We start from the raw sequence: 22,086 nt of genomic DNA on the forward strand, positions 1-22,086 counted from the left end.
GAGGCGTCACCGTGGCCGCGACCCACGTCCCCGGCGACCCTGACCCCGTCCTGCGCCTCTACCGCATCGCACCGGCCGGCGTGCCTGCGGCACAGGTCCGGAAGACCGGCCGGTGCGCCGCAGGGATGCGAGTCGCCGCCAGCCTGGCGTCAGGCGGCGCCGACGGTGAAGGTGTAGGTCTTCGTGCCGAGCCGGACGCCGGCGGCGTTCAGGGTGATGACCGTGAGACGGTTGACGCCTGCCCGGGTGGGGGTGATCGTCACCGTGGCCGTGCCGTCCTCACCGACCGCGACGTTCTGCTCGGGCGAGCTTTCCAGCCGATAGCGGAACGTGGTCGCGTCGTCGACGCCGTTCACCCCGAAGACGAACTCGCCCGGCACACCCACGCCTCCGCCGGGCACGTCCGGGGGATAGACGGCGGAGGAGACCGTGGGGGGAGCGGCCGGGGCGGGCCGGAACGTGTAGGCCGTGGCCGGGCCCTGGTTGCCCGCCCTGTCGACGCTGGACACGGTCAGCGTGGCAGGGAAGGTCAGGGTCGGGGTGTAGGTGAGCACAGCCGACCCGTCGGCGGAGGCCGCGACCTTCCCGGACTGTCCTGTGCTGAAGGAGAAGGAGTAGGCGGCGACGTCCGGCGAGCCGTTCGGCGACAAGGTGAAGGTGCCGGGCAGGCCCACCCGGCCGCCGACCTGGCCCTGAGGGAAGTCGGTCGAGCTGACCAGGGGCTGGCTGGGCTTGGTGGTGTCGACGGTGAACTCCGGCTGCCAGGAGGTCCACGAGCTGTGGTCCCAGCCTTCGAGCCAGCCGGTGCCGTCGGGGTTCTCCGTCCGGTACGCGTTCTCCGTACGTGCCCGCCAGGTGTACTTGCCTCCGTCGGTGAGCTGTCCCGCGGGCACGGTCACGCAGTGCGGTGAGAGGCTGGAGCTCTCCGGGCTGACGGATTCGCCGAGCTTGGCGCCCGACGCGTCCGCCCACTCGAACCGTACCCTCAGCACCTCGGCGCTCGTCTCATCGTCCGGATCGGTGGCGGTGGCCCGCAGGGAGGGTGTGCTGGTCCCCACGTCAGGGCCGGCGGCCGGGCCCTGGCAGCCGTGGCCGACGGAGAGCTCGGAGGGCACGTCCGGCGCGGTGTTGTACCGGGTGATCAGGGCGGGCCCGCTGTTCTCCCTGACGGACGTGGTCCGGTACAGGCGCCGGCCGGCCACGCTCTCGTCCGCCGACTTCAAGCCGATCGTCAGGTACTCGTCGCCCCGCGCGGCCGCGTCCTGCACCGCCTGGGTGACGGAGTGCGAGATGCCCATGACCGAAGGGCAGATGAGCTCGGGAGTGGTCGTGCTCAGCTTGCGCAGCCACCGCGGCTGGCGCTTCCAGGTCGTACGCGGGCCGATCGCCGTGGTCTCCCAGACCTCGATCTGCGTGTCGCAGTCGCTACCGTCCCGGATGCCCAGGGACAGGCCCGCGCGGAACACCCGCTTCGCCGCCAACGAGGAGACCTTCACCTGGAAGAACGCGCGCGTGATGTTCTTCGGCTGGTTCGTCCGGCCGACCACCGCGTCGTCGTCGCCGTCCCAGGTCGGCTCATACGGGACGTAGTGGGCGCGGTGCGGATGTTTCGAGGTGACCAGCGCCCAGGATTCGGGGGCGATGGCGGAGCCCGCGTCCGCATGAGCCGGAACGGATGGGCTGATGAGCGTGAATATCGGGATCACGATCGCGGATAAGGCCAGCGATCGCTTCCTGGTGAGGTTCATGTGACTCCTGTCCGGCTTCTCAGGTGAGCGGCAGCTCCCGCCGCTCGGGGTTCACCCTAGGGACGGGACGTTGCGCGGGCCGTACATGCACCGTATAAACACCGCCTGAGCAGCCACGTCACACCGGCCCGCAGCCGGACGATCAGCGCGCCCGGCCGGGCCGGATAAGATCTCCAGATCTGGCGTCGCACGGCGGGGCATCATGGAATTCAGGATCTTCGGATCACTCGGCGTCGTCCGCGACGGCAGCGAGACCCGAGTGCCGACGGGCAAGACGCGACTGTTGCTCGCGGTGCTGCTGTGCCATCCGAACGAACCGGTGTCGCGCGAACGCCTGATCGACGTGCTCTGGGGCGACGACCCGCCCAAGTCCGCCGTCGACAACCTCCGCGTCTACGTCTCCCAGCTCCGCAAGCTCCTCGGCGACGGCACCCGCGTCGTCCGCGAACCCCGCGGCTACGCACTCACCGTCAAACCAGGCGAGCTGGACGCCGATCGCTTCGAGGACCTGGTGACCGCCGGCCGCGCCTGCGACGATCCGGCCCGCGCCGGCACCCTGCTCCGCGAGGCCCTCGCCCTGGCCCAGGAGCCCCCCTTCGCCGACGTCGATCACCTCGGCCCCATCGCCATGACCGCCCGGCGCCTGGAGGAACAACGCGCGGCCGCCGCGGAAGCGGCCGTCGAAGCCGACCTCGCCCTGGGCCGCAACGCCCAGGCCATCGCCGAGCTGTACAGCCTGATCGACACGTACCCGCTGCGCGAGGGACTGCGCCGGAGCCTGATGCTCGCCCTGTACCGCTCCGGCCGCCAGGCGGAGGCGCTGGCGGCCTACCGCGAGGCCCGCGAGGTCCTCGTCGAGGAACTGGGCATCGAGCCCGGCCCCGCCCTGCGCGATCTGGAAACCCGCATCCTGACCGCCGACCCCACCCTGAACCCACCGCCTCCCCTATCACTCACTGCCCCAGCCCCCGCACCCACTGCCTTGGGCACCCCGCCCACCGCCGCCGGAACCCCGCCCACCTCCTCCGGCACCACATGGGGCAGCTGGCTGTGGGCCGCCATCCCCCTCCTCAGCTGCGGCTACGGCACCCCCTGGGCGTTCGTGTACGCGGCGGTCAGACGCCGCTCACTCACCCTGGCCCTGTCGGCCCTCGTGTATGTGGCACTGTGCGGCATCTTCCTGGTGGTGCCGTTGAGCGACGAGGACGGCCTCAACAAGCTGGACATCATCCCCATACTCGCGCTGATCACCTTGTGGCTCGGCGGAACCTGCCACGCCGTCCTGGTCCGCGAACACGTCTTCACCCCTACGCGCTCCGCGGACCTGCCCCGCTGGAAGAAGGCGCTACACGCCACGGGCCTGACACTGTTCGCGTTGGTGGCGGTGGCCGGCTACATCTGGCTGGAACCACCCACCTGAGCCCGGCCGGGAGCGTCTGAGCCTGGACATGGTCTGCCTGCCGACCCTAGAGCTATAGAGCGTCAGTGGTGCGCGACTTCACATGCGAGCCCATGAACTTGAAATGTCGCTTACACGCCTTCCTCATCCCACTGGCGCGTAGCCGGTAGGTGGCGCCGGGGAAGGTGGCGGTGAGTTCGAGATGCCCGCCGATGGCCTCCACATAACGGGCCACCACGTCGACCGAGGTGACTTCCCCCCGCTCGATCTGCGAGACCCGCGCCTTCGTCACCCCCATCATGGCGGCGACCTCGTTCTGTGTGAGAGCGGCGCTCTTGCGGCGCTGGGCAAGCTGCCAGACGTCAATGAACTCGTCAACCATCCGTCGGGTCTCGGCCAGAGCCTCTTCCCCTCCGGCCTGCTCGACGTGCTTGGCGCGGTCCCACTTCTTGAAGGTCGTCATCGATCCTGCCGCTCCCCTTCTGCGCGCTCTTTCAGGTAATTCTCGTACAGCCGTTCTGCGTGCGGTACGGCCTCCTCGTACCAGCGGTTAGGGTCTCGAGGACTCGTCTTGATCTTGTCTCCGGCGACAAGGACGATGGCATCCCGTCTTGGGTCGAAGACGAACAGCAGTCGAAGTGCGCTACGTCCGGTGGAGCGGGGGCGCAGTTCCTTCAGGTTGGCGATACGCGAGCCGTTCACCTTGCCCACGAGTGGCCTGCCCAGCGCGGGGCCGTTCTCAGCGAGCCGATCGAGCGCATCGATGACAAGCCTGTGCGAGCCCGGATCAAGACTGCTGATCCAGGCATCGACCTCGTCGGTGACGTAGATGCTCCACTCGTCCTGCACCCTTCGAGTATAGGCGTCCCTTTACTTTTGGATGGTGGCGCAAACGCCGTCGCCCCTTCGACACGTCTCGCTGGGGCTTGGCTGAGCGGAAGGCCGCTATGGTTCAGGCCGTCCAGGGGAACAGTGCCAGATCGAGTGCCATTTGGCGCCGCGGACATGGGGAAGCCACGTCTCGACAGGCTTAGGGCTCCTTGACCAGGTGACGGCTGATCACCAGCCGCTGGATCTGATTGGCGGCCTCGAAGGCTGCATGATCTCCGACACCCAACGCAGACACATGGGAAGCCCTGCGATCAGAGGGTTGATCCAGGCATTACACCTGTGGCCGGCTCTCGTCAGCTTTCGTTGGTCGTGCTGTCCTCACGGAACAGCGACGGAACGGGGCACGCCTGTTCCGTCCACGCGAGGTCTCTCACGGAATAGGCACGGAACAGTGATCAACTAGGAACCCAATCCCAACACACGAAACCCCGCCTCCCAGCACAGGGGAGCGGGGTTTCCGCACGCCAGGGGCTACTTCGCCAGATGCCGGCTGATCACCAGCCGCTGGATCTGGTTCGTGCCCTCGAAGATCTGCATGATCTTGGCCTCGCGCATGTACCGCTCCACCCTGAACTCCCGCGTATACCCGTACCCCCCCAAAACCTGCACCGCATCGGTAGTCACCTTCATGGCCGCATCCGTGGCGACCAGCTTGGCCACGCTGGCTTGGCGGCTGTACGGAAGCCCGGCATCTCGACGGCGGGCGGCGTCGAGGTAGGTGGCCCGGGCGCTGTCCACGGCCGCCGCCATGTCGGCGAGAAGGAACCCGAGCCCCTGGTGGTCGATGATCTTCTTGCCGAAGGTCTGGCGTTCCTTGGCGTAGGTGACGGCCTCGTCGAGGGCGGACTGGGCGAGGCCGGTGGCGCAGGCGGCGATGCCGAGGCGGCCCGAGTCGAGGGCGCTGAAGGCGATCTGGAGGCCCTGGCCCTCCTCGCCGATCAGGCGGTCGCGGTCGAGGATGGCGCCGTCCCAGTGGGCGCTGGTCGTCGGGATGGCGTGCAGGCCCATCTTCTCCTCGGGGCGGCCGAAGGTGAGGCCTTCGGCCGTGCCGGGGGCGAGGAAGCAGGAGACGCCGCGGGAGCCGGGGCCGGTGCGGGCGAACAGGGCGTAGAAGTCGGCGATGCCGCCGTGGGTGATCCACGCCTTGTTGCCGGTGATCCGCCAGCCGGTCTCGACCGGCTCGGCCTTGCAGGTCAGGGCGCCGGCGTCGGAGCCGGCCTGGGGCTCCGAGAGGCTGTAGCCGCCGATGAGGTGGCCGGCCAGCATGTCGGGCAGCCAGCGGGCGCGCTGCTCGTCCGTGCCGTACGCGTACACGGGGAAGCAGGCGAGCGTGTGCACGCTGGTGGCCACCGCGACGGCGGCCCAGCGCATCGCCAGCTCCTCCAGCACCTGGAGGTACACCTCGTACGGCTGCCCGCCCCCGCCGTACTCCTCCGGGTAGGCCAGGCCGAGCAGCCCGGCCGCGCCCAGGGTGGCGAACAGGCCCTCCGGGTACGTCTCCGCGCGCTCGTGCTCGTCCACCCGGCGCGCCAGCTCCCTGTCGGCGATCTCCCTCGTCAGCTCGATGAGGTCCTTGGCATCCTGGTGGGGCAGCAGGCGGTCGACTGTCACGATCACTCCCTCAGAGGTTCTCTCCAGTGCCTTCCTGGCGCGTTCGTGGAGCTACAGGTTCTCCAGCGCCTTCCTGGCGCGTTCGCGGAACTCGGCCACCCGGGCGAGCTTGATGTCCTCGTACCCGCGGATCAGCTCGGGCAGGCCGGCGAGCTCCTCGACGACGGCGGCGGTCTCGGGGGTGAGCCGGTCGAGCGCCGTGCGGACGAGGTCGCGGTACTCGGGGATCAGCTCGCGCTCGACCCGCCGCACGCCGGCGCGGCCGAACACGTCGAACGCGGTCCCGCGCAGCACCCGGGCCGCCCGCAGGCCGCGGAACAGGACGCCGGCCGAGCGGCGTACCTTGATCTTGCGCTTCATGCCCATGGCGCGCAGCACCGGCGGGTGCAGCAGCACGGACACGACCGCGTCGGTGCCGAACTCGCGCTCGCGCCGCGCCTTCTCGGCGGGGTCGAGGTGGAGGCGGGCGACCTCGTACTCGTCCTTGTAGGCCATGAGCTTGTGCAGGCCGCGCGCGTAGGCGAGGGCGATCGCGGTGCCGGCCGTCTCGCCGGCCCGCTCGACGGCCAGCGTCCGTACGTGCCGCACGTCGTCGGCGTACGTGCGGGCGTAGGTGGCGTTCTGGTAGCCGGTCAGGTCGGCGACGCGGGTGGCGATCACGTCGTCGAGGCCCTGGGGCTCCTCCGGGGTGTCGAGGAGGGCGGCGCGGACGGCGTCCGGGTGGGAGACGGCGGCCCTGCCCCAGCGGAAGGCGGCCAGGTTCTGCTCGACGGCGGCCCGGTTGAGCGTGATGGCCCGCTCGATCGAGGCGGCGCTGACGGGCAGGCAGCCGTGCTGGTAGGCGGCGCCGAGGAGCAGCAGGTTCGCCGGCATGTGGTCGCCGAACAGCGCCTCCGACAGCGCGTGCGCGTCCACGCACACCTGCTCGCGGGTGGCGCTCTCGACCCGGGAGACGGCGGCGGCGTGGCCGGGCACGGGCACCCGGCCGGTGACCATGGCGGCGGTGGGCACGACGGAGGTGTTCAGGACGGCGACCGTGCGCTCGGGCGAGGCCACGTCGAGGGTGGCGTCGGCCGCCGCCCCCAGCACGTCGAACCCGATGAGCACGTCGGCGCCGCCGCGCGAGGCGCGTACGGACCCGCTCGGCGCCCACTTGCCGATCCGCACGTCGCTGACGACCGGCCCGCCCTTCTGCGCCAGCCCGGTCTGCTCCAGGCCGGCCGCGTGCAGGCCGTCGAGGTGGGCGGCCATCTGGAGGATCTGCGAGACGGTGACCACGCCGGTGCCGCCGATGCCGGGCATCCTGATCAGCACCTCGTCGCCGTGCGCGGTGACGGGCTCGGGCGGCTCGACGGGCAGCGGCGGCGCCTTCCTGGGCTCCTTCGTGCCGGGCTCCACCAGCAGGAACGACGGGCAGTCGCCCTTCAGGCAGCTCTCGTCGGAGTTGCAGGACGCCTGGTGGATGCGGGTCTTGCGGCCGTACTCGGTCTCGACCGGCTGGACGGACAGGCACGTCGAGACGTCCCCGCAGTCGCCGCAGCCCTCGCAGACGCGCTCGTTGATGACGACCTTGCGCGTGGGAGTGGGCAGTTTGCCGCGCTTGCGCAGCCTGCGCTCCTCGGCCGCGCAGCGGTCGTCGTGGATGAGCACGGTCACGCCGCCCAGCGCCGCCAGCTCCTTCTCCACCTCGGCGAGGTCGTCGCGGTGCCGCACGGACGCGATCGGCGCCAGCCGCACCCCCCGGTACGTCTCCGGCTCCGGCGTCGTGATCACCACCCGGCGCACGCCCTCGACGGCCAGCTCGTGGGCGAGCGCGGGCACGTCGAGGCGGCCCTCGGCGCGCTGGCCGCCGGTCATGGCGACGGCGTCGTTGTAGAGCAGCTTGTACGTCATCGGCACCCCCGCCGCGACGGCGGCCCTGATCGCGAGGGAGCCGGAGTGGTGGAAGGTGCCGTCGCCGAGGTTCTGGACGAAGTGCCGGTCGTCGGTGAACGGCGACAGCCCGATCCACTGGGCGCCCTCGCCGCCCATCTGCGTGATGCCGACCTGGGTGCCGCGCCCGTGCCCGTCCAGCGCGATCATCGCGTGGCAGCCGATGCCCACGCCGACCAGCGTGTCGTCGGAGGTGCGGGTGGAGGTGTTGTGCGGGCAGCCCGAGCAGAAGTACGGGGTGCGCGCCGCGACCACCGGCAGCAGGCCGCGCCTCCTGGACGCCTTCCGCGGCGCTTCGAGGCCGAGGCAGGTGGCGATGGCCGTGGCGACGTCCTCGGCGCTCAGGGTGCCCCGGGCGGTGAGCAGCTCGCGGCCCACGACGGCCGGGACGTGCGCGCCGCCGTACAGGGACTGCTTGAGCAGCCCCTCCAGGAACGGCACCTTGTCCTCGACGACCAGCACCTTGTCCAGGCCGGAGGTGAGCTCGGCCAGCTCGTCGGGCGCGACGGGGAACGGCATGCCCATCCTGATCAGCCGCAGCCCCGCCTCCTCGGCGTCCAGGCCCAGGTCCGCCAGCGCGCGCTCGACCACCGCGTACGTGGCGCCGGACGCCATCACGCCCAGGGCCGTGTTGCGGGCGCCCGCCATGATCCGGTTCAGCCCGTGGGCGCGGGCGTAGGCGCGGGCCAGGTCGAGCCGGCGGGTCAGCATGTCGTGCTCGGCGTCCAGGGCGGCCGGGCCGAGCAGGATCGGCGCGGAGCCCTTCGAGCCGCCGGCCGGGACGGGGACGTCCGCGCGCAGCGGGGCGAGGTCGACGGTGGCGGAGGCGTCCGCGATGTCCGCGACGATCTTCAGCCCCACCCACAGGCCGCTCGCCCGCGACATCGCCACCGCGTGCAGCCCGAACTCGATGATCTCCGCCACCGAGCCAGGCGCCAGCAGCGGCATCGACAGGCTCTGGCACATCGGCTCGCACGAGCTCGGCAACGTCGAGGACTTGCAGCCGGGGTCGTCGCCGATCCAGGCGACCGCGCCGCCCAGCGGGGCCGTGCCCGCCACGTTCGCGTGCCTGATGGCGTCGGCGGCGCGGTCGAGGCCGGGGTTCTTGCCGTACCAGAAGCCGATCACGCCGTCGTGCCGGCGGCCCGGCACCTGCTCCAGCAGCTGCGTGCCGGCCACCGCCGTGGCGGCCAGCTCCTCGTTCAGTCCGGCCTGGAACACCACGCCGGCCTCGTCCAGGAACCGCTTGGCCCGGCCCATCTCCAGGTCCACGCCCGCCAGCGGCGAGCCCTGGTAGCCGCTGACGTACGCCCGCGTGTCCAGGCCGCGCGCCTGGTCGAGGCGGCGCTGCTCCAGAGTCAGGCGGACCAGGGCCTGGATGCCGGAGATGAGCACCCGGCCGTCGAGCGCGGTGTACTTGTCGTCGAGCGACACGGGGGCGGGAGTCTCGCTCACGCTCACGCGGACCTCCTGGGTGTCGTACGTGCTCGCTTGGTGATTCCCAGCACAGCAACGCGGGCATGACATGCGCAAGTATTAGATGAGAAAGTGGGCTGAAGACGCAAACAATATGAGTTCATGGGCTTCGTGGATGATGTTATTTGCGCCTGAAGGAGGCGTGCTCCGTGCCTGAGCTGGACGAGATCGACCATCGAGTGCTGAGGCTCCTGCGGGAGGACGGGCGCCGGACGTTCTCCGAGATGGCCGAATGTATCGGGCTGTCGGTGGCGGCGGTCAAGCGGAGGGTCGACCGGCTCAAGGAGCTCGGCGTCATCACCGGCTTCACCGTGCAGATCGACTACGCCAAGCTCGGGTGGGGCATCGAGGCCTTCACCGAGCTGCGCTACCCCGGCACCACGCCCGTCGCCGAGATCATCCGCACCGCCACCGACGTGCCCGAGGTGCAGGCGGTGTTCACGATCGCGGGCGACCCCGACGCGCTCATCCACGTACGGGTGCGCGACCTCGGCCACCTCCAGCAGGTCATCGACCGCCTGCGCCGGGCCGGGGACGTCACGGGGACGAAGACGCTGCTCGTCCTGGGCTCCTGGACCCGCGACACGCCGGTGCCGTGACAGGCCCGTCAGCTCTCCTGCCCGGTCTCAGCGCGGTGCTCATCGCGGCGGTCGTCACGGCGGTCGTCACGGCGCGAGAAGTAGCGCACGAGCAGGCCGATCGCGAGCAGCACCGCGACGCCGAGGCCCAGCATCCAGAACGAGGCGCCGGTCAGGGGCAGCTCGGGGCTCAGGTGGTGCGCCGGGGGCGGCACGTCGTTCCGGTCGGCGGCGGCGCCGGTCTGCGCGGTGGGCGGGGCGGGCTCGGGCGGCAGCGCCTCGGCGAGCGGCGCCTCAGGCTCCTCCCGCCTGCTCTTCTTGGGGCTCTTGGACGGTGACGGCGCCGGCTCCACCAGCGCGTCCGCGCAGGAGCGGTTGTCGGCCGTACGCTCCTCGCGGTCGCCGGTGCTGACCGTGGCGCAGTTCCGCACCACGCCCGTGGTGCTGGGAGTGACCGTGAACGTGAGCGTCCGGCTCTCGTTCGGCGCCAGCAGGCCGATGGGGCACGACAGGGTGGGGCCGTCTCCCGGGCACTCGGCGGGGCGGGCGGCGATCGTCGCCCCGGTCGGGTCCTGCACGGTGACGTCCGTCGCCTGTGACGGGCCGCGGTTCGTGACCGTCAGCGTGTAGGTGATCGTGCCGTCCCCGGTGGCGGCCGTCTTGACCAGCTCGACGTCCGCCCTGGTCATGGACTGTGCGGTCGACTGCGACTCGTCCCCTGAGGTGCCGGGGGCGGTGACGTGGGCGCGGTGGGTGAGCGTCGTGCCGTCCCTCAGGGCCGGGTCGGTGGTGATCGGCAGCTCGTACGTGACGCCGCGGCCCGCCGGGACGGTCAGGCCGGGGCCGCCGCAGGTTATGGTGCGGCCGGTACGCGAGCAGCCGGAGGGGAGGCGGCCGGGGGTGGCGTTGTGGTCGAGGAGGGCGGCGATGATGACGCCGTCCGCGGGCTGGTCGCCGGTGTTGGTGACGGTCAGCGTGTAGCGGGACTCGGTGCCGGCCACCACGGGGCTGAGGTCCCCGGTGAGGTGCAGGCTCGGGCCGATGGGAGAGGGGTCCACCGGCGAGGGCGGGACGGCGGGACCGGGGTCGGCGCCCGGCGGCGGAGCCGGGTCGGGGCCCGGCCGGGTGGGGGAGCCGGGGCCGGGCTGGGAGGGGAGGGCGGGGTTCGGCGGCGAGGGGACCGCGACCCGGCCACCGCTCCGCGCGGCGAGCGGCGGCGAGGCTGGGGCCTGCGCTGGGGCTGGAACCCGGCCGTCGAGCGGTGCGGAGGCTGCGGCGCGGCCGTCGAGTGGTGCGGGGGTCATGGCGCGGCCGATGCTCGGCGTGGTGGCGGAGGCTGGGGCCCAGCCGCTGCCGCTCAGCGCGGCGAGCGCGATGAGCGCCGCGATCCCGGGCCTGCCGCCCATGTCCTACCCCCGCCTCGTGCCTGCTCGACCCGGGGATCAGCCTCCTACCGGCCGCCGGGGTCGCGGAGGCGGTCAGACCGCAACCATGCGCCGCCATGACGGAGACTTTGCCTCGGGGCGCCCGCTCAGGTGGGGCCCGCTCAGGTGGCACCTGCTCAGTGGCACCTGCTCAGTGGCGCCTGCTCAGGAGGTGGCGCCTGCTCAGGAGGTGGCGCCTGCTCAGGAGGTGGCGCTCGCTCAGGTGGCGGCGGCGACCCACTCGTCCACGAGGGCGCAGAGCTGGTCCAGTGCCGCCTCCACCCGGTCCCGGTCGCCGGTGGTGAGGAAGTCGATCTGCAGCCCCGTGTACGCCGAGTTGGCCAGCGTGGAGATCCGCAGGGCGTCGGTCTCGGGCACCCCCCGCTCCCGCAGCAGCCCCGCCACGAACTCCGACCGGTCCGCCAGCAGCCGGGGCACGTGACCGGCGAGCTTGCCCGCCGCCGCCAGCCCCTCGATCTCGTGGATCAGCCGGGCGACCGGCAGGTTCTCCTCCTGCGCCTGCCAGTCCCAGGTACGCCGGATGATCGTCCCCACGCTGTCGGCGCCGGACCAGCCCGGCAGGGAGCGCAGCCAGGCCCGGTGCCGCTCGTCCAGGCGCTCCATGGTGGCCGACAGCAGGGCCTCCTTGTCGGCGAAGTGGTGGGTCAGCACCCGCGTGGACTTGCCCAGGTGCTGGGCCAGCGGCCGCATCGACAACGTCGAGAGGCCGTGGTCGGCCAGGTAGTCGACGATCTGGTCGAGCAGCTCGGCGCGGCGGTGCGGGTCGGCGGTCCTGGCCATCGCAGTTCCCTTTGACGTCATTGAGGTGACGACTGTTACCCTAACGGGGAAACAGTCGTTACCTTTATCGAGGGGATCCCCATGCCCGTCGCCGTACGGCAGCGCGCCCGCCTGCCCGCCTGGCTGCTCGCCCTGGTGTTCACCACGTTCACCTTCGCCACCGACGACTACGTGATCGCCGGCGTCCTGCCCGCCGTCTCCGCCGACCTCGGCGTCAGCGAGGCGGCGGGCGGGCAGCTCGTCACCGCCTTCTCGCTCGCGTTCGCGCTGGCCGCGCCCGTCGCCTCCGTGGTGACCGCCACCTGGCCGCGCCGGCGGCTGCTCACCGGCGCGCTCGCGGTGTTCGTCGCGGCCAACTGGGCGGCGGCGTTCACCACCTCGTACGCCCTGCTCATGGGCCTGCGCGTGCTGGCCGCGGTGGCGGCGGCGGCCGTCGTGCCCGCCGGGTACGCCATCGCCACCACCCTCGCCCCCGACGGCCGCCAGGGCCGCTACCTGGCCCTCGTGATGGGCGGGCTGACCGGGTCGCTCGCGCTCGGCGTGCCCATCGGCACGTGGGTGGGCGGCGCGTTCGGCTGGCAGGCCACGTTCGGGGTCGGCGGGGCGCTGGGGCTGGTCGCGCTGGTGGCCCTCCTGGCGACCCTGCCGGAGACGCCGCCCGTCGCCGCCATGCCCGTACGGGACCGGCTCGCGCCGCTGGCCCGCGCCGAAGTGCTGCTCGGGCTGCTCGGGATCGTGGCGATCGTGCTGGGCAGCATGATGGTGCTGACCTACCTCGCCCCGTTCCTGCACGACCTGGCGGGGGCGGGGCCCGTCGAGCTGGGATGGGTGTTCGTGCTGGCGGGGGTCGCCGGGTTCGCCGGCGGGCAGCTCGGCGGGCGGGCCGCCGACCGGTGGGGGCCCGACCGGGCGCTGATCGCCGGGATCGTGGGGTTCGCGGCGGTGATGGCCGTCTTCAGCGCCTGCCTGCTCCTGCGGCCCGTGCCGCTGCCGGCGCTGCTGCCCCTCCTGGCCGTGTGGGCGGGCGTCTCGTGGTGGATTCCGCCGCCCGCCCAGACCCGCCTGCTCGCCCTGGCCGGCCCGGCCGGGCCGCAGGCGCTCGCGCTCAACAGCAGCGCCGTCTACGCCGGCGTGTCCGGCGGGGGTGCGGTGGGCGGGCTGGTGCTCGCCGGGCACGGCAGCGGCTGGCTGCCCGCCGTGGCCGCCGTTGTCGAGCTGATCGCCCTCGCCCTGTTCTGGCTGGCGGGACGCCGATTCCGCGCTCGATGAACAGCCCTACTGCCGCGACCGCCGGCTCGCCTAGGGTCGGGGCATGGCAGGCATCGCCCGGTACGACGAGATCGCCGACTTCTACGCGGCCGGCTGGACCGACGACATCGACGACCCAGCCGCGCGCCGCCTGCTCTCCCTGGCCGAGCCGGTGGCCGGGCGGCGCGTCCTCGACCTCGCCTGCGGCCACGGGCGCATCAGCCGGGCACTCGCCCGGCGCGGCGCCTCGGTCGTGGGCGCCGACCTCTCCGCCGCGCTGATCGCGAAGGCGGAGGCGGCCGAACGCGAATCCCCTCTCGGCATCCGCTACCTCCACGCCGACGCCACCGCGCCGGCGGGGGCGGGCTCGGTGCGGGAGCTCGGGGTGTTCGATGCCGTGGTGTGCAGTTTCGGGCTGTCCGACATCGACGACCTGGAGGGCGCCATGGCCACCACCGCCGCGGCCCTCCGGCCCGGCGGGGTCTTCGTGTGCTCGATCCTGCACCCCTGCTTCCCCGGCGGCACAGGGGTGTCGGGGTCGTGGGCGGGCGGTGGCGGGCGTTACTACGACGAGGGGTGGTGGCGGGCCGACGGCGAGCTGTCGTCGCTGCGCCGCCAGGTGGGCGCGAACCACCGCACGCTCTCGACGTACGTCAACACCCTGCGCCGCCACGACCTCTGGGTGGACGAGATGGCGGAGCCCGAGCCCGCCCCCGACTGGGCCTCGAAACGTCCGGATGCCGCCAGGTTCCCCGTGTTCCTCGTGCTGAGATGCGTCAAAGGCAACGACACCGGCCACCGGCCCCCGCCTGACGAGTAGACCCCTCTCGGCACCCGCCCAGCCTCACCCATCCGCCCGCGCCGGCCGCCCGCGGGTGATCGGCTTCGGTCGGCCGCCCGCTCGCTTCGGTCGGCCGCCCGCCCGCTCGCTTCGGTCGGCCGCCCGCTCGCTCCGGACGGCCGCCGCTGAAGGGCTTCGGTCGGCTGCCCGCTCGCGCGCGTCGGCCGCCGGTGATTGGCCTCCGTTGGTCGCCCGCCCGCCTCGGCTGGCCGCTGGTGAACGGCCCCGGCCGCCCGCCGGTGAGCGGCTTTCGTCGGCTGGTCGCTCGGCCGCGTCGGTCGCCGGTGAGCGGTCTCCGTCGGTCATCCGCCTTGTGATCGGCGGGCGGTGGTCAGCGGGTTGCGGGTGCCGCTTGGGTGCGTTCGCTCGGGGTTGTCGCGTCGCAGGTCGCCGCCAACCCCGCCAGCAGGCAGCTCAGGGCGAACTCGAAGCGGCGTTCGCTGTCTCGCTCCACGTCGACCCCCTTGCCGGCGGCCATTCGGCGGGCCAGGAGCGGGTGGCGGGCGGCGACGTCGCGGAGGTAGGCGGCGGTGGCGTGCTCGGTCCACTCCACGCCGCTCTCCCGCATGCGGGTCAGCGTGTCGCGCCAGGCGACCTCGGCGATCACGGCGCCCACCACCTGGTCGTTGACCGTGGCCATGGCGGCGTCGAGGTCGGCGTCGGCGAAGCCGGCCCTGGACAGGAGGTGCAGGCCCGTCTCGGCCAGGGTGAAGGCGTTGGGGCCCAGGTTGGGCCGGACGGTCAGCTCCAGCAGCGCCCACCGGTGGCGCAGCAGCATCGCGCGGGTGTTGCGGGCGAGCGCGGCCAGCCCATGCCGCCAGTCGGGCTCGTCGGGGTCGGCGTTCACCTCGCCGAGCACCCGGTCGAGCGCCAGCTCCAGCACGTCGTCCTTGGTGCGGACGTACCAGTAGAGAGAGCCGGCCGTCACCCCGAGGTCGGTGGCGATCCGGCGCATGGAGAGGCCCCGGTGCCCCTCGGTGTCCAGCACGGGGACGGCGGCGCTCACGATGTGGGCGCGGCTGAGCTGGCGGTCGCGCAGCGGGCGCTCGCGGCGCAGCCACACCGAGCCGTCGGCGGAGTCTGAGAGAGGCACTTCCACACCGTACTCGAACAACGATCAGCGTTCAGCTTGATTAAACGGCGTTCAAGGTGCGCGAACGTCGTTCACCACTCTCGCCACTTGTCGGTGATCTCGTGGCGGGTCAGGCCGTGGCGGGCCGCTAACGCGTCGACGTCGATGCCGGCCTCGACGATCGACTCCTCGATGAAGGCGCACAGGTATTCCCGCTCGCCGGTCTCGTAGGCGGCCTCGCCGTGCTGCTCGTTCACCTGGTTGAGGGCGAGCACCGCCCGCTCGACGACCGCGAACACCTCCTCGTCGGAGGGGGCCGACAGCGCTGCCAGGTCGGCCTCGAAACGGGACAGGACCTCGTCGGTGCCGAGCAGCATGGACTCGGGGAACAGCTCCGCGGCGTACGCGTCGGCGGGGTCGAGCCCGCCCGAGGCGACCAGACGGGCCTCCTCGGCGACGTTCTCGCGCCAGTAGGTGGTGGGTCGAACGGCCATGCGCCGGACACTAACGAACGGCACCGTCAATTTCGGTGCCGGTGCTGGTGGGGTGCCGCACGGCATAGGCTCTCAGCCGGGACGAGGATGGCGGGAGGCTGAGGTGGCCGGGGCGACGGAGGCTGGGAAGACGGTGGCCGGGGCGACGGTGACGGGAAAGCCGGTGGCCGGAGCGACGGTGGCTGAGGTGATGGCTGAGCTGGCCGCGCTGGAGGATCCGAGGATCCGCGAGGTGAACGAGCGGCACGGTGACGACCACGGCGTGAACCTCGGCAAGCTGCGCGCCATCGCCAAGCGCCTGAAGACCCAGCAGGAGCTGGCCCGGCAGCTCTGGGAGACCGGCGACACCGCGGCGCGGTTGCTGGCGCTGCTGATCTGCCGGCCGAAGGCGTTCGGGCGGGACGAGCTGGACACCATGATCCGCCAGGCGCGCCCGCCCAAGGTGCACGACTGGCTGGTCAGTTACGTGGTGAAGAAGAGCCCGCACGCGGAGGAGCTGCGCGTGGCCTGGTCCGCCGATCCGGATCCGGTGGTGGCGAGTGCGGGGTGGGCGCTGACGACCGAGCGGGTGGCGAAGCAGCCCGAGGGCCTCGACCTGCCAAGGCTGCTCGACGTGATCGAGGCCGAGATGAAGGACGCCCCCGACCGCCTGCAGTGGGCGATGAACCACTGCCTGGCGCAGATCGGGATCGAGCACGCCGAGCACCGCGCCCGCGCCGTCGACATCGGTGAACGCCTCCAGGTGCTCAAGGACTACCCGACGTCGCCGGGCTGCACGTCCCCGTTCGCGCCTGTCTGGATCAACGAGATGGCGCGCAGGCAGCACGCCTAGGCCGGGAACCTCAGCTCGTACTCGACCTGGGGGAGCGGGTTGCCGTCGCCGTAGTCGTGCGTGCGCACGGTGCCGGACTCGGTGAAGCCGCTCTTGGTGTAGAAGCGGCGCGACTGCGGGGTGTCGCGCAACGTCCACAGGTGGACGTGGCCGAACCCGTCCGCACGGATGCGGTCGAGGGTCGCGGTCATCAGGGCCGAGGCGATACCGCTGCCCCAGCCGTCCGGATGGCCGTAGAAGCCGAAGATCTCGGCGGAGCCGGGATGCTCTGGCGAGGGGCCGAAGTAGGAGAAGGCCAGCGGACGGCCGTCGAGCGTGGCGAGCAGCGCGGTGTTGGTGTCCTGCTCCTCGGCGAGCTTGCGCGCCCATTTGGTGCGCCGATCGTGCACGGCCTCCTCGAAGAACTGCCCGGAGTAGAACCGGGCGTAGGCGGCCTTCCAGGACTCCGCGTGGATCTCGCCGACCGTGTCCCCATCGGCGGGGGAGGCCGGGTATGTCTTGATACTCACAGACGTCACAGTATGTGGATCAGGTCCATCGGTGCCGCACCGTCTCGGGGTCGGCCGGGTAGAAGCTCTCCACGCGCAGCTCCTGGGCCGTGACGTCCTGCGGGGTGCCGACGGTGGTGATCATGGAGAAGTAGCTGACGGTCAGGCCGTCCTTGGCGAAGGTGACCGGGACGACCGGCAGGAGCGGGGCTCTGAGGTCGGGCCCGCGCCGGTCGGGAGGCAGGATCTCCTCCAGCAGGGCGCGGGTGGTGGCGTCCGGGAGGCCGCCGACGGCCTCGCGGTGCACGCGCTGGATGAGGGCGGGGGCCACCTCGTCCCAGTTGGCGACGTGCGGGCGCAGCTCGCGGGGGTCGAACATGAGCCTGATCACGTTGGCGGAGGCGGTCGCGGGCGGGGTGGCGCGCAAGTAGCGGAACATGACCTCGGCGGGGTGGTTGGCCTGCGTGATGTTCCAGTGGCGGTCCATGACCACGGCCGGGTACGGCTCGTGGTGGGTCAGGACGCGCTCCAGGGCCGCCCTGATCGTGGCCATCGCCGGCTCGGCGATCGACGTCTCCCGGTAGGCGGGGGCGTACCCGGCCGCGAGCAGCAGGTCGTTGCGTTCGCGCAGCGGGATCTGGAGCGCGCCGGCCAAACCCATGATCCACTCGCGGCTGGGGGTGGAGCGGCCGCTCTCGACGAAGCTGAGGTGGCGCGGCGAGACCTGCGCGTGGTGGGCCAGGGCGAGCTGGCTCATCCGCCGTACCCGCCGCCAGTGGCGCAGCAGGTCACCGAGTGGGGTGCTCACCCTCACAGTGAACGACGCCGCGCGCCCGCGCGCACTTCCCCCGGAGGGAATGGGAACGCGGCGCGGGGCCGCCGATAGTGAGGAGCCCGGCCAGGGGACGTGCTCCTGGCCCTCCCATGGAGGTCGGACGAGATGACCGTCTTCATCGTGCACACCGTCGAATCGGCGCCCGAGGCGTCCCGGCAGCCGCTGGACGAGCTGCGGCAGCGGGTGGGGTTCGTACCCAACCTGGCGGGGAACCTCGCGGCCTCCCCGGTCGCGATCGACGGGTTCAACCAGTTGCAGCGGGCGCTGCGGCAGTCCGCGCTGAGCCCCGCCGAGCGCGAGGTGGTCGGGCTCACGGTCAGCGTGGCGAACCGGTGCGCCTGGTCCGTGGCCGCGCACACCGCGTTCGCCGAGCGGGCGGGCCTGGCGCCCGAGGTGATCGAGGCGCTGCGAGAGGGCAAGGGCGAGCAGGTCAGCGCGCTGTCCGCGTTCACCGGGGCGATCCTGCGCACCGGCGGGCTGGTGGCGGCGGACGACCTCGCCGCGATGCTGGCCGCCGGGTACTCGCGGGAGCAGGTGCTTGAGGTGATCGCGCAGGCGGCGTTCACGACGATGGCGAACTGGGCGGCGAACGTGACCGGCACGCCCCTCGACGCCGCCCTCGCGGGCAAGGCATGGCAAGCCACAGCGTAGGAAGGCCGATGGCGGCCGCGGACAGACGGCCGCCATCGGTGGATCAGGTGGTCACGAGCTGGGGCAGGTGTGGCGGTACTCCTCGATCGACAGCCCGCTGGGCGGCGGGCACAGGAACCGCTCGTAGCGGGTGTCGTCGTCGACGAACCGCTTCAGCCAGGCCACCATCGACTTGGCCATCGTGGTGTTGGTGGTCTGCGGGAAGAAGTGGCTGGCGTTGTTCAGCTCCAGGTACGCCTTCTCCGAGGAGGCCGGGATGCTGGAGTAGAACAGCTCCGAGTGCGTGGCCACCGGGGCGACGGTGTCGGCCTCGCCACCGATGATCATCGTGGGCACGCGCACCCCCGTCCACGACTTCGTCAGGTTCCAGGGCGCGAGCGGCACGGCGGCCTGCAGCGACGGCCGGTCGTTGGCCGCCTCCAGGGTGCCGCCGCCGCCCATCGAGTGCCCGGCGACGGCGAGCCGCGACGGGTCGATGCGGTTGCGTACCGTGGCCGAGCTGTCCTCGACCAGGTAGTCGAGCGCCGCCAGGAGCTGGCGGCCCCGGCTGGCGGGCTGGTCGTAGATCGTGTTGGTCTCGATGCCGATCACGACGAAGCCGTGCGAGGCGATGCGCGGGCCGAGCCACGCCAGGCTCGACCACCTGGCCGTGTACCCGGGCGAGATCGCGATCGCGCCGAACGTGCCCTGGCTGGTGTCGGTCGGGTAATAGATGGTGCCGCCGCCGAAGCCGCTGACGCTCAGCGAGGAGACGCTGGTCTGCGCCGTCGAGAACGGGCCGCGACTGGCCTCGAGGATGGCGTCCGTGGGGTCGGGGCCGCGCTCGTACGGACCCTGCGCCTGGGCGGGGGAGGCGGCCATCAGGGCGCCGCCGACCAGTGAGACGGTGAGGGCGAGCTTGGTCAACGTTCGCGCGCCGAACCGGGGGGTGGATAGCTGCACGTCGTCATACTCCCTGCTCATCGGGGGGTGACTGCTTTCTGTGGCCATTGTTCGGATGAGCAGTAAGCCGTGCATCGGTGAAATCACCGGTCCTGAATTCAGGACATGAGCCTGACCAGTTCGACGCGGGAGCGGATGCCGAGGCGGCTGAAGATGTTCCTGAGGTGGTGCTCGACGGTGCGGCGGCTCAGGAACAGCTGCTCGGCCACCTCCTTGTTGGTGGCGCCCTCGGCGACCATGCGGGCGATCTGCAGCTGCTGCGCGGTGAGCTGGCCGGTCGTCGCGTCGAAGGCCGGCCGGACGGAATCGCCGGAGGCGCGCAGCTCGGCCCTGGCCTGCTCGGTCCACAGGCGGGCGCCGTACCGCTCGAACGTCTCCAGCGCCGCGTGCAGGTGCGTCCTGGCCGCGCCGGGTCGCCGGTCGCGCCGCAGCGCGCTCCCGTACAGGAGTCTCGTACGTGCCGCCTCGAACTCGTACACCCCCTGCCCGTGCAGGTCGAGCGCCTCCCTGAACAGCTCCTCCGCCTCGCCGGGCCCGGCCAGCAGCGCGCGGCAACGGGACACCAGCGCCCGCAGGTCCGGGCTGCGCGTGCTGCCCACCCACCGCTCCATGACGCGCAGCGCGGCCCCGGCCGCCTCGTGGTCGCCGGTACGCGCGCACGCCTCGATGAAGTGCGGCGTGGCCATGACCCGGATGACGACGTGGTTGTTGGTGCGGCGCTCGGCCCGCAGCCGGTTCGCCGCGTCGGCGGGGCGGCCTCCGGCCAGGTCCAGGTAGGCCAGCGCCCAGTTGCCGATCGCGCCCGCGATGCCCAGGTCGTGCGCGCCGGCCAGGTCGATGGCGGCGTCGGCGCGCGCCCGGCACGTCTCCTGGTCGCCCTCCACGGCCGCCGTGATCGCCAGCCAGGCCAGGTGCTGGGCGGCCATGTTGAGCTGGCCGGTCTCCTGCGCCAGGCGCAGTCCCTGGGCGGCGGTCGCGGCCACGGCGGCGTAACGGCCCATCCAGATCTCCGGGTAGATCATGTACTCCAGGAGCTGCGGCATGGCCGAGACCGCGCCGCGCACGCGGGCCGCCTCGATGGCGCGGGCCGACAGCCGGTGCGCGGTCGCGTCCTCACCGAGGAGCATGCTGGCCACGCATGCCCACACCAGCACGGACGGGTCGCGCACCGACTCGGCCAGCTCCACCACCCGCCGCAGCGGCGCCGCCGCTTCCTGGTGCGAGCCGCTGAACGTGGAGGCCATCCCGGCGAGGTACTCGAACATGAGCTGCGTCGGCACCGTCTCGTCCGGCCGCCGCAGGGCGGCGGCCTGCCGGGCGATCGCGATGAACGCGCGGTTGTCGCCCGCCCGGTAGCTGGCGTCGGCGGCCCGCACCAGCGCGCGCACCCCCAGCATGCGGTGGCTCTCCAGGAGCCAGTCCGCCGCCGCGAGCAGCTCCTCGCGGGCGCTGCCGGTCTCGCCGCCGAGCAGCTCCAGGCTGCCGTGCAGGAGTTGGACGTGGGCGCGCAGCTCGTCGGGCGCCCTGAGGCTGCGCAGCCGGGCCAGCAGCGAACGGGCCACCTGGGGGTGTCCGGCCACCCACGCGTACCGGGCGGCGGCGGCCAGCCGCTCGGCCTTGGCCGGGTCGTGCGGGTCGGTGAGCTCGGCCGCGCGTTCCAGCGCCAGGTACGGCTCGGGATGCGTGTACGCGGGACGGGCGTCGAGCGCGGCCTTGGCGAGGTCGTCGGCCAGGGCGGCGGGCGGGCCGTCGAGGGCGCACGCCCGGTGCCAGGCCAGCCGCAGCCGGGGCGGCTCGGGCCGCTCGTCCGCCAGCAGCGCCGCCAGGAGCCGGTGGGCGCTGCGCCGCCTCAGGAGGGACGCGCCGTAGTAGGCGACGCCGCGCATGGCCGGGGCGCGGAAGTCGTACCGGTCGCCGGTGGACTGCAGGACGCCCGCCCACTCGGCCGGCTCCAGCACCGTCAGCGCGCACGAGGGGCGGGCCGCGCGGATCAGCGTGGGCAGGTCGAGCCCGGGGTCGGCGGCGATCAGCAGGAGCAGCCGCTGCGCCTCGCCGGGCAGGGCCGCGAGCCGCCGCGCGTGCCCCCGCCACGACCGCCCGCCCTTGGGCAGCGCCACGGGCGGCGCGGCCAGGCCGGCGAGCTGATCGGGGGTGAGCGCGCCGATCAGCTCGGCCAGCGCGAGCGGGTTGCCCCTGGCGATGTGGTCCAGCGCGGCGAGCAGATCCTCCGCCACCTTGCCCACCGCCGGATCACGGGCCACGTCATCGGCCAGCTCCCGCACGGCCGCCCCGTCCAGCCCGCCCAGCGTGCGCACGGGGACCCCCGGCACCGCCGACCGTTCGCCTTCCCCGGCCGTGAACAGCAGCGCCACCCGCTCGCCCGCGATCCGCCTGGCGGCGAACGACAGCACGTCCCGGCTGTCCGCGTCCAGCAGGTCCACGTCGTCCACGCAGGCCAGCACCGGCTGCCCGGCGGCCACCGCCGACAGCAGGCCGAGCACCGCCGCGGGCAGCGCGAGCCCGCCGGCGCCCGTCCCGGGCTCCAGCGCACCGGACTCCAGCACTGACAGCAGGGCCCGCGCCTGGGCGTCGGGCAGGGCGGAGGCGTGCGCGGCGACCGGTCGCAGCAGGCCGTGCAGCCCGGCGTACGGCAGCCGCGACTCCGCCTCGACCCCGGAAACCCGCAGCACGCGGAACTCGGGGCCGGCGTGGGCGGCGGCCAGGTCGAGCAGCGCCGTCTTGCCGATGCCGGGCGCACCCACGAGGAGCAGCGCCCCGCCGGCGCCTTCGCGGGCGCGGTCGAGCAGCCGCAGCAGGGCGCGT

The 22,086-nt window shown here is 72.6% G+C and carries 19 protein-coding genes; 6 read left to right on the forward strand and 13 right to left on the reverse strand.

Going from position 1 to position 22,086, the window contains the following annotated elements; genetic code table 11:
- Nucleotides 1-149: 149 nt before the first annotated feature.
- Entirely contained in the window at nt 150-1,748 is a 1,599-nt protein-coding gene (locus HCN51_RS11685) for a hypothetical protein (RefSeq protein WP_168009559.1), read from the reverse strand.
- Nucleotides 1,749-1,950: 202 nt separating this feature from the next.
- Between HCN51_RS11685 and HCN51_RS11690 the strand changes: the two genes are divergently transcribed.
- A complete protein-coding gene (locus HCN51_RS11690; RefSeq protein WP_168009561.1) occupies nt 1,951-3,168 on the forward strand; it encodes an AfsR/SARP family transcriptional regulator in 1,218 nt (405 codons plus the stop codon).
- Between the two features lie 52 nt (nt 3,169-3,220).
- On the opposite strand, the gene HCN51_RS11695 is transcribed toward HCN51_RS11690, so the two are convergent.
- The 4 genes from HCN51_RS11695 to HCN51_RS11710 form a co-directional block, all read right to left on the reverse strand.
- Nucleotides 3,221-3,610 (reverse strand): helix-turn-helix domain-containing protein, encoded by a 390-nt coding sequence (locus HCN51_RS11695; protein ID WP_168009563.1) that lies wholly within the window; start codon nt 3,608-3,610, stop codon nt 3,221-3,223.
- Nucleotides 3,607-3,996, reverse strand: a complete 390-nt coding sequence (locus tag HCN51_RS11700) for a type II toxin-antitoxin system RelE/ParE family toxin (RefSeq protein WP_080041760.1) — start codon at nt 3,994-3,996, stop codon at nt 3,607-3,609. Before HCN51_RS11700 ends, HCN51_RS11695 begins: the two co-directional genes overlap by 4 nt.
- A gap of 513 nt (nt 3,997-4,509) precedes the next feature.
- Nucleotides 4,510-5,649, reverse strand: coding sequence for an acyl-CoA dehydrogenase family protein (locus HCN51_RS11705; protein WP_168009565.1), 1,140 nt, complete (start codon nt 5,647-5,649; stop codon nt 4,510-4,512).
- 51 nt (nt 5,650-5,700) lie between these two features.
- Complete coding sequence (locus tag HCN51_RS11710) at nt 5,701-9,042, reverse strand: indolepyruvate ferredoxin oxidoreductase family protein (RefSeq protein WP_346433611.1); 3,342 nt, start codon at nt 9,040-9,042, stop codon at nt 5,701-5,703.
- Between the two features lie 164 nt (nt 9,043-9,206).
- Between HCN51_RS11710 and HCN51_RS11715 the strand changes: the two genes are divergently transcribed.
- Nucleotides 9,207-9,656 carry an Lrp/AsnC family transcriptional regulator gene (locus HCN51_RS11715; protein ID WP_080047111.1) on the forward strand — a complete coding sequence of 150 codons (450 nt, stop codon included), beginning with the start codon at nt 9,207-9,209 and terminating at the stop codon, nt 9,654-9,656.
- Between the two features lie 8 nt (nt 9,657-9,664).
- Here the strand turns inward: HCN51_RS11715 and HCN51_RS11720 are convergent, their stop codons facing one another.
- Both HCN51_RS11720 and HCN51_RS11725 read right to left on the reverse strand, forming a co-directional pair.
- A complete protein-coding gene (locus HCN51_RS11720; RefSeq protein ID WP_168009569.1) occupies nt 9,665-11,041 on the reverse strand; it encodes a DUF7507 domain-containing protein in 1,377 nt (458 codons plus the stop codon).
- Between the two features lie 237 nt (nt 11,042-11,278).
- Nucleotides 11,279-11,860 carry a TetR/AcrR family transcriptional regulator gene (locus HCN51_RS11725; RefSeq protein ID WP_168009571.1) on the reverse strand — a complete coding sequence of 194 codons (582 nt, stop codon included), beginning with the start codon at nt 11,858-11,860 and terminating at the stop codon, nt 11,279-11,281.
- 81 nt (nt 11,861-11,941) lie between these two features.
- On the opposite strand from HCN51_RS11725, the gene HCN51_RS11730 reads away from it, so the two are divergent.
- Together HCN51_RS11730 and HCN51_RS11735 are read left to right on the forward strand one after the other, a co-directional pair.
- On the forward strand, nt 11,942-13,129 hold the full coding sequence (locus tag HCN51_RS11730) for an MFS transporter (RefSeq protein ID WP_168009572.1): 1,188 nt from the start codon (nt 11,942-11,944) through the stop codon (nt 13,127-13,129).
- 43 nt (nt 13,130-13,172) lie between these two features.
- Nucleotides 13,173-13,928, forward strand: coding sequence for a class I SAM-dependent methyltransferase (locus HCN51_RS11735; RefSeq protein WP_168009573.1), 756 nt, complete (start codon nt 13,173-13,175; stop codon nt 13,926-13,928).
- 352 nt (nt 13,929-14,280) lie between these two features.
- Here the strand turns inward: HCN51_RS11735 and HCN51_RS11740 are convergent, their stop codons facing one another.
- Both HCN51_RS11740 and HCN51_RS11745 read right to left on the reverse strand, forming a co-directional pair.
- Nucleotides 14,281-15,042, reverse strand: a complete 762-nt coding sequence (locus tag HCN51_RS11740) for a TetR/AcrR family transcriptional regulator C-terminal domain-containing protein (protein ID WP_168009574.1) — start codon at nt 15,040-15,042, stop codon at nt 14,281-14,283.
- 71 nt (nt 15,043-15,113) lie between these two features.
- On the reverse strand, nt 15,114-15,515 hold the full coding sequence (locus tag HCN51_RS11745; protein ID WP_168009575.1) for a hypothetical protein: 402 nt from the start codon (nt 15,513-15,515) through the stop codon (nt 15,114-15,116).
- A 190-nt stretch (nt 15,516-15,705) separates the two neighbouring features.
- On the opposite strand from HCN51_RS11745, the gene HCN51_RS11750 reads away from it, so the two are divergent.
- Nucleotides 15,706-16,347 (forward strand): DNA alkylation repair protein, encoded by a 642-nt coding sequence (locus tag HCN51_RS11750; protein ID WP_168009612.1) that lies wholly within the window; start codon nt 15,706-15,708, stop codon nt 16,345-16,347.
- Here the strand turns inward: HCN51_RS11750 and HCN51_RS11755 are convergent.
- Both HCN51_RS11755 and HCN51_RS11760 read right to left on the reverse strand, forming a co-directional pair.
- Nucleotides 16,344-16,856: a GNAT family N-acetyltransferase gene (locus tag HCN51_RS11755; protein ID WP_346433612.1), complete on the reverse strand. Its 513-nt coding sequence runs from the start codon at nt 16,854-16,856 to the stop codon at nt 16,344-16,346. The genes HCN51_RS11750 and HCN51_RS11755 overlap by 4 nt on opposite strands.
- Nucleotides 16,857-16,875: 19 nt before the next feature.
- Entirely contained in the window at nt 16,876-17,643 is a 768-nt protein-coding gene (locus HCN51_RS11760) for an MmyB family transcriptional regulator (RefSeq protein WP_206066853.1), read from the reverse strand.
- A 132-nt stretch (nt 17,644-17,775) separates the two neighbouring features.
- On the opposite strand from HCN51_RS11760, the gene HCN51_RS11765 reads away from it, so the two are divergent.
- On the forward strand, nt 17,776-18,321 hold the full coding sequence (locus HCN51_RS11765) for a carboxymuconolactone decarboxylase family protein (protein WP_168009576.1): 546 nt from the start codon (nt 17,776-17,778) through the stop codon (nt 18,319-18,321).
- 51 nt (nt 18,322-18,372) lie between these two features.
- On the opposite strand, the gene HCN51_RS11770 is transcribed toward HCN51_RS11765, so the two are convergent.
- Nucleotides 18,373-19,284, reverse strand: a complete 912-nt coding sequence (locus tag HCN51_RS11770) for an alpha/beta hydrolase family protein (protein WP_168009577.1) — start codon at nt 19,282-19,284, stop codon at nt 18,373-18,375.
- 77 nt (nt 19,285-19,361) lie between these two features.
- Nucleotides 19,362-22,086, reverse strand: a 2,725-nt coding sequence (locus HCN51_RS11775; RefSeq protein WP_346433613.1) for a helix-turn-helix transcriptional regulator, incomplete at its 5' end; no start/stop codon positions are given.

Origin of the sequence: Nonomuraea composti, assembly GCF_012034275.1 — a bacterium.
GTDB lineage: Bacteria > Actinomycetota > Actinomycetes > Streptosporangiales > Streptosporangiaceae > Nonomuraea > Nonomuraea composti.

Coding starts and splice junctions, on each gene's coding strand:
- HCN51_RS11685 (WP_168009559.1), bottom strand. CDS start 1,748: ATGAACCTCACCAGGAAGCGATCGCTGGCCTTATCCGCGATCGTGATC.
- HCN51_RS11690 (WP_168009561.1), top strand. CDS start 1,951: ATGGAATTCAGGATCTTCGGATCACTCGGCGTCGTCCGCGACGGCAGC.
- HCN51_RS11695 (WP_168009563.1), bottom strand. CDS start 3,610: ATGACGACCTTCAAGAAGTGGGACCGCGCCAAGCACGTCGAGCAGGCC.
- HCN51_RS11720 (WP_168009569.1), bottom strand. CDS start 11,041: ATGGGCGGCAGGCCCGGGATCGCGGCGCTCATCGCGCTCGCCGCGCTG.
- HCN51_RS11725 (WP_168009571.1), bottom strand. CDS start 11,860: ATGGCCAGGACCGCCGACCCGCACCGCCGCGCCGAGCTGCTCGACCAG.
- HCN51_RS11730 (WP_168009572.1), top strand. CDS start 11,942: ATGCCCGTCGCCGTACGGCAGCGCGCCCGCCTGCCCGCCTGGCTGCTC.
- HCN51_RS11735 (WP_168009573.1), top strand. CDS start 13,173: ATGGCAGGCATCGCCCGGTACGACGAGATCGCCGACTTCTACGCGGCC.
- HCN51_RS11745 (WP_168009575.1), bottom strand. CDS start 15,515: ATGGCCGTTCGACCCACCACCTACTGGCGCGAGAACGTCGCCGAGGAG.
- HCN51_RS11750 (WP_168009612.1), top strand. CDS start 15,706: ATGGCTGAGCTGGCCGCGCTGGAGGATCCGAGGATCCGCGAGGTGAAC.
- HCN51_RS11765 (WP_168009576.1), top strand. CDS start 17,776: ATGACCGTCTTCATCGTGCACACCGTCGAATCGGCGCCCGAGGCGTCC.
- HCN51_RS11770 (WP_168009577.1), bottom strand. CDS start 19,284: ATGAGCAGGGAGTATGACGACGTGCAGCTATCCACCCCCCGGTTCGGC.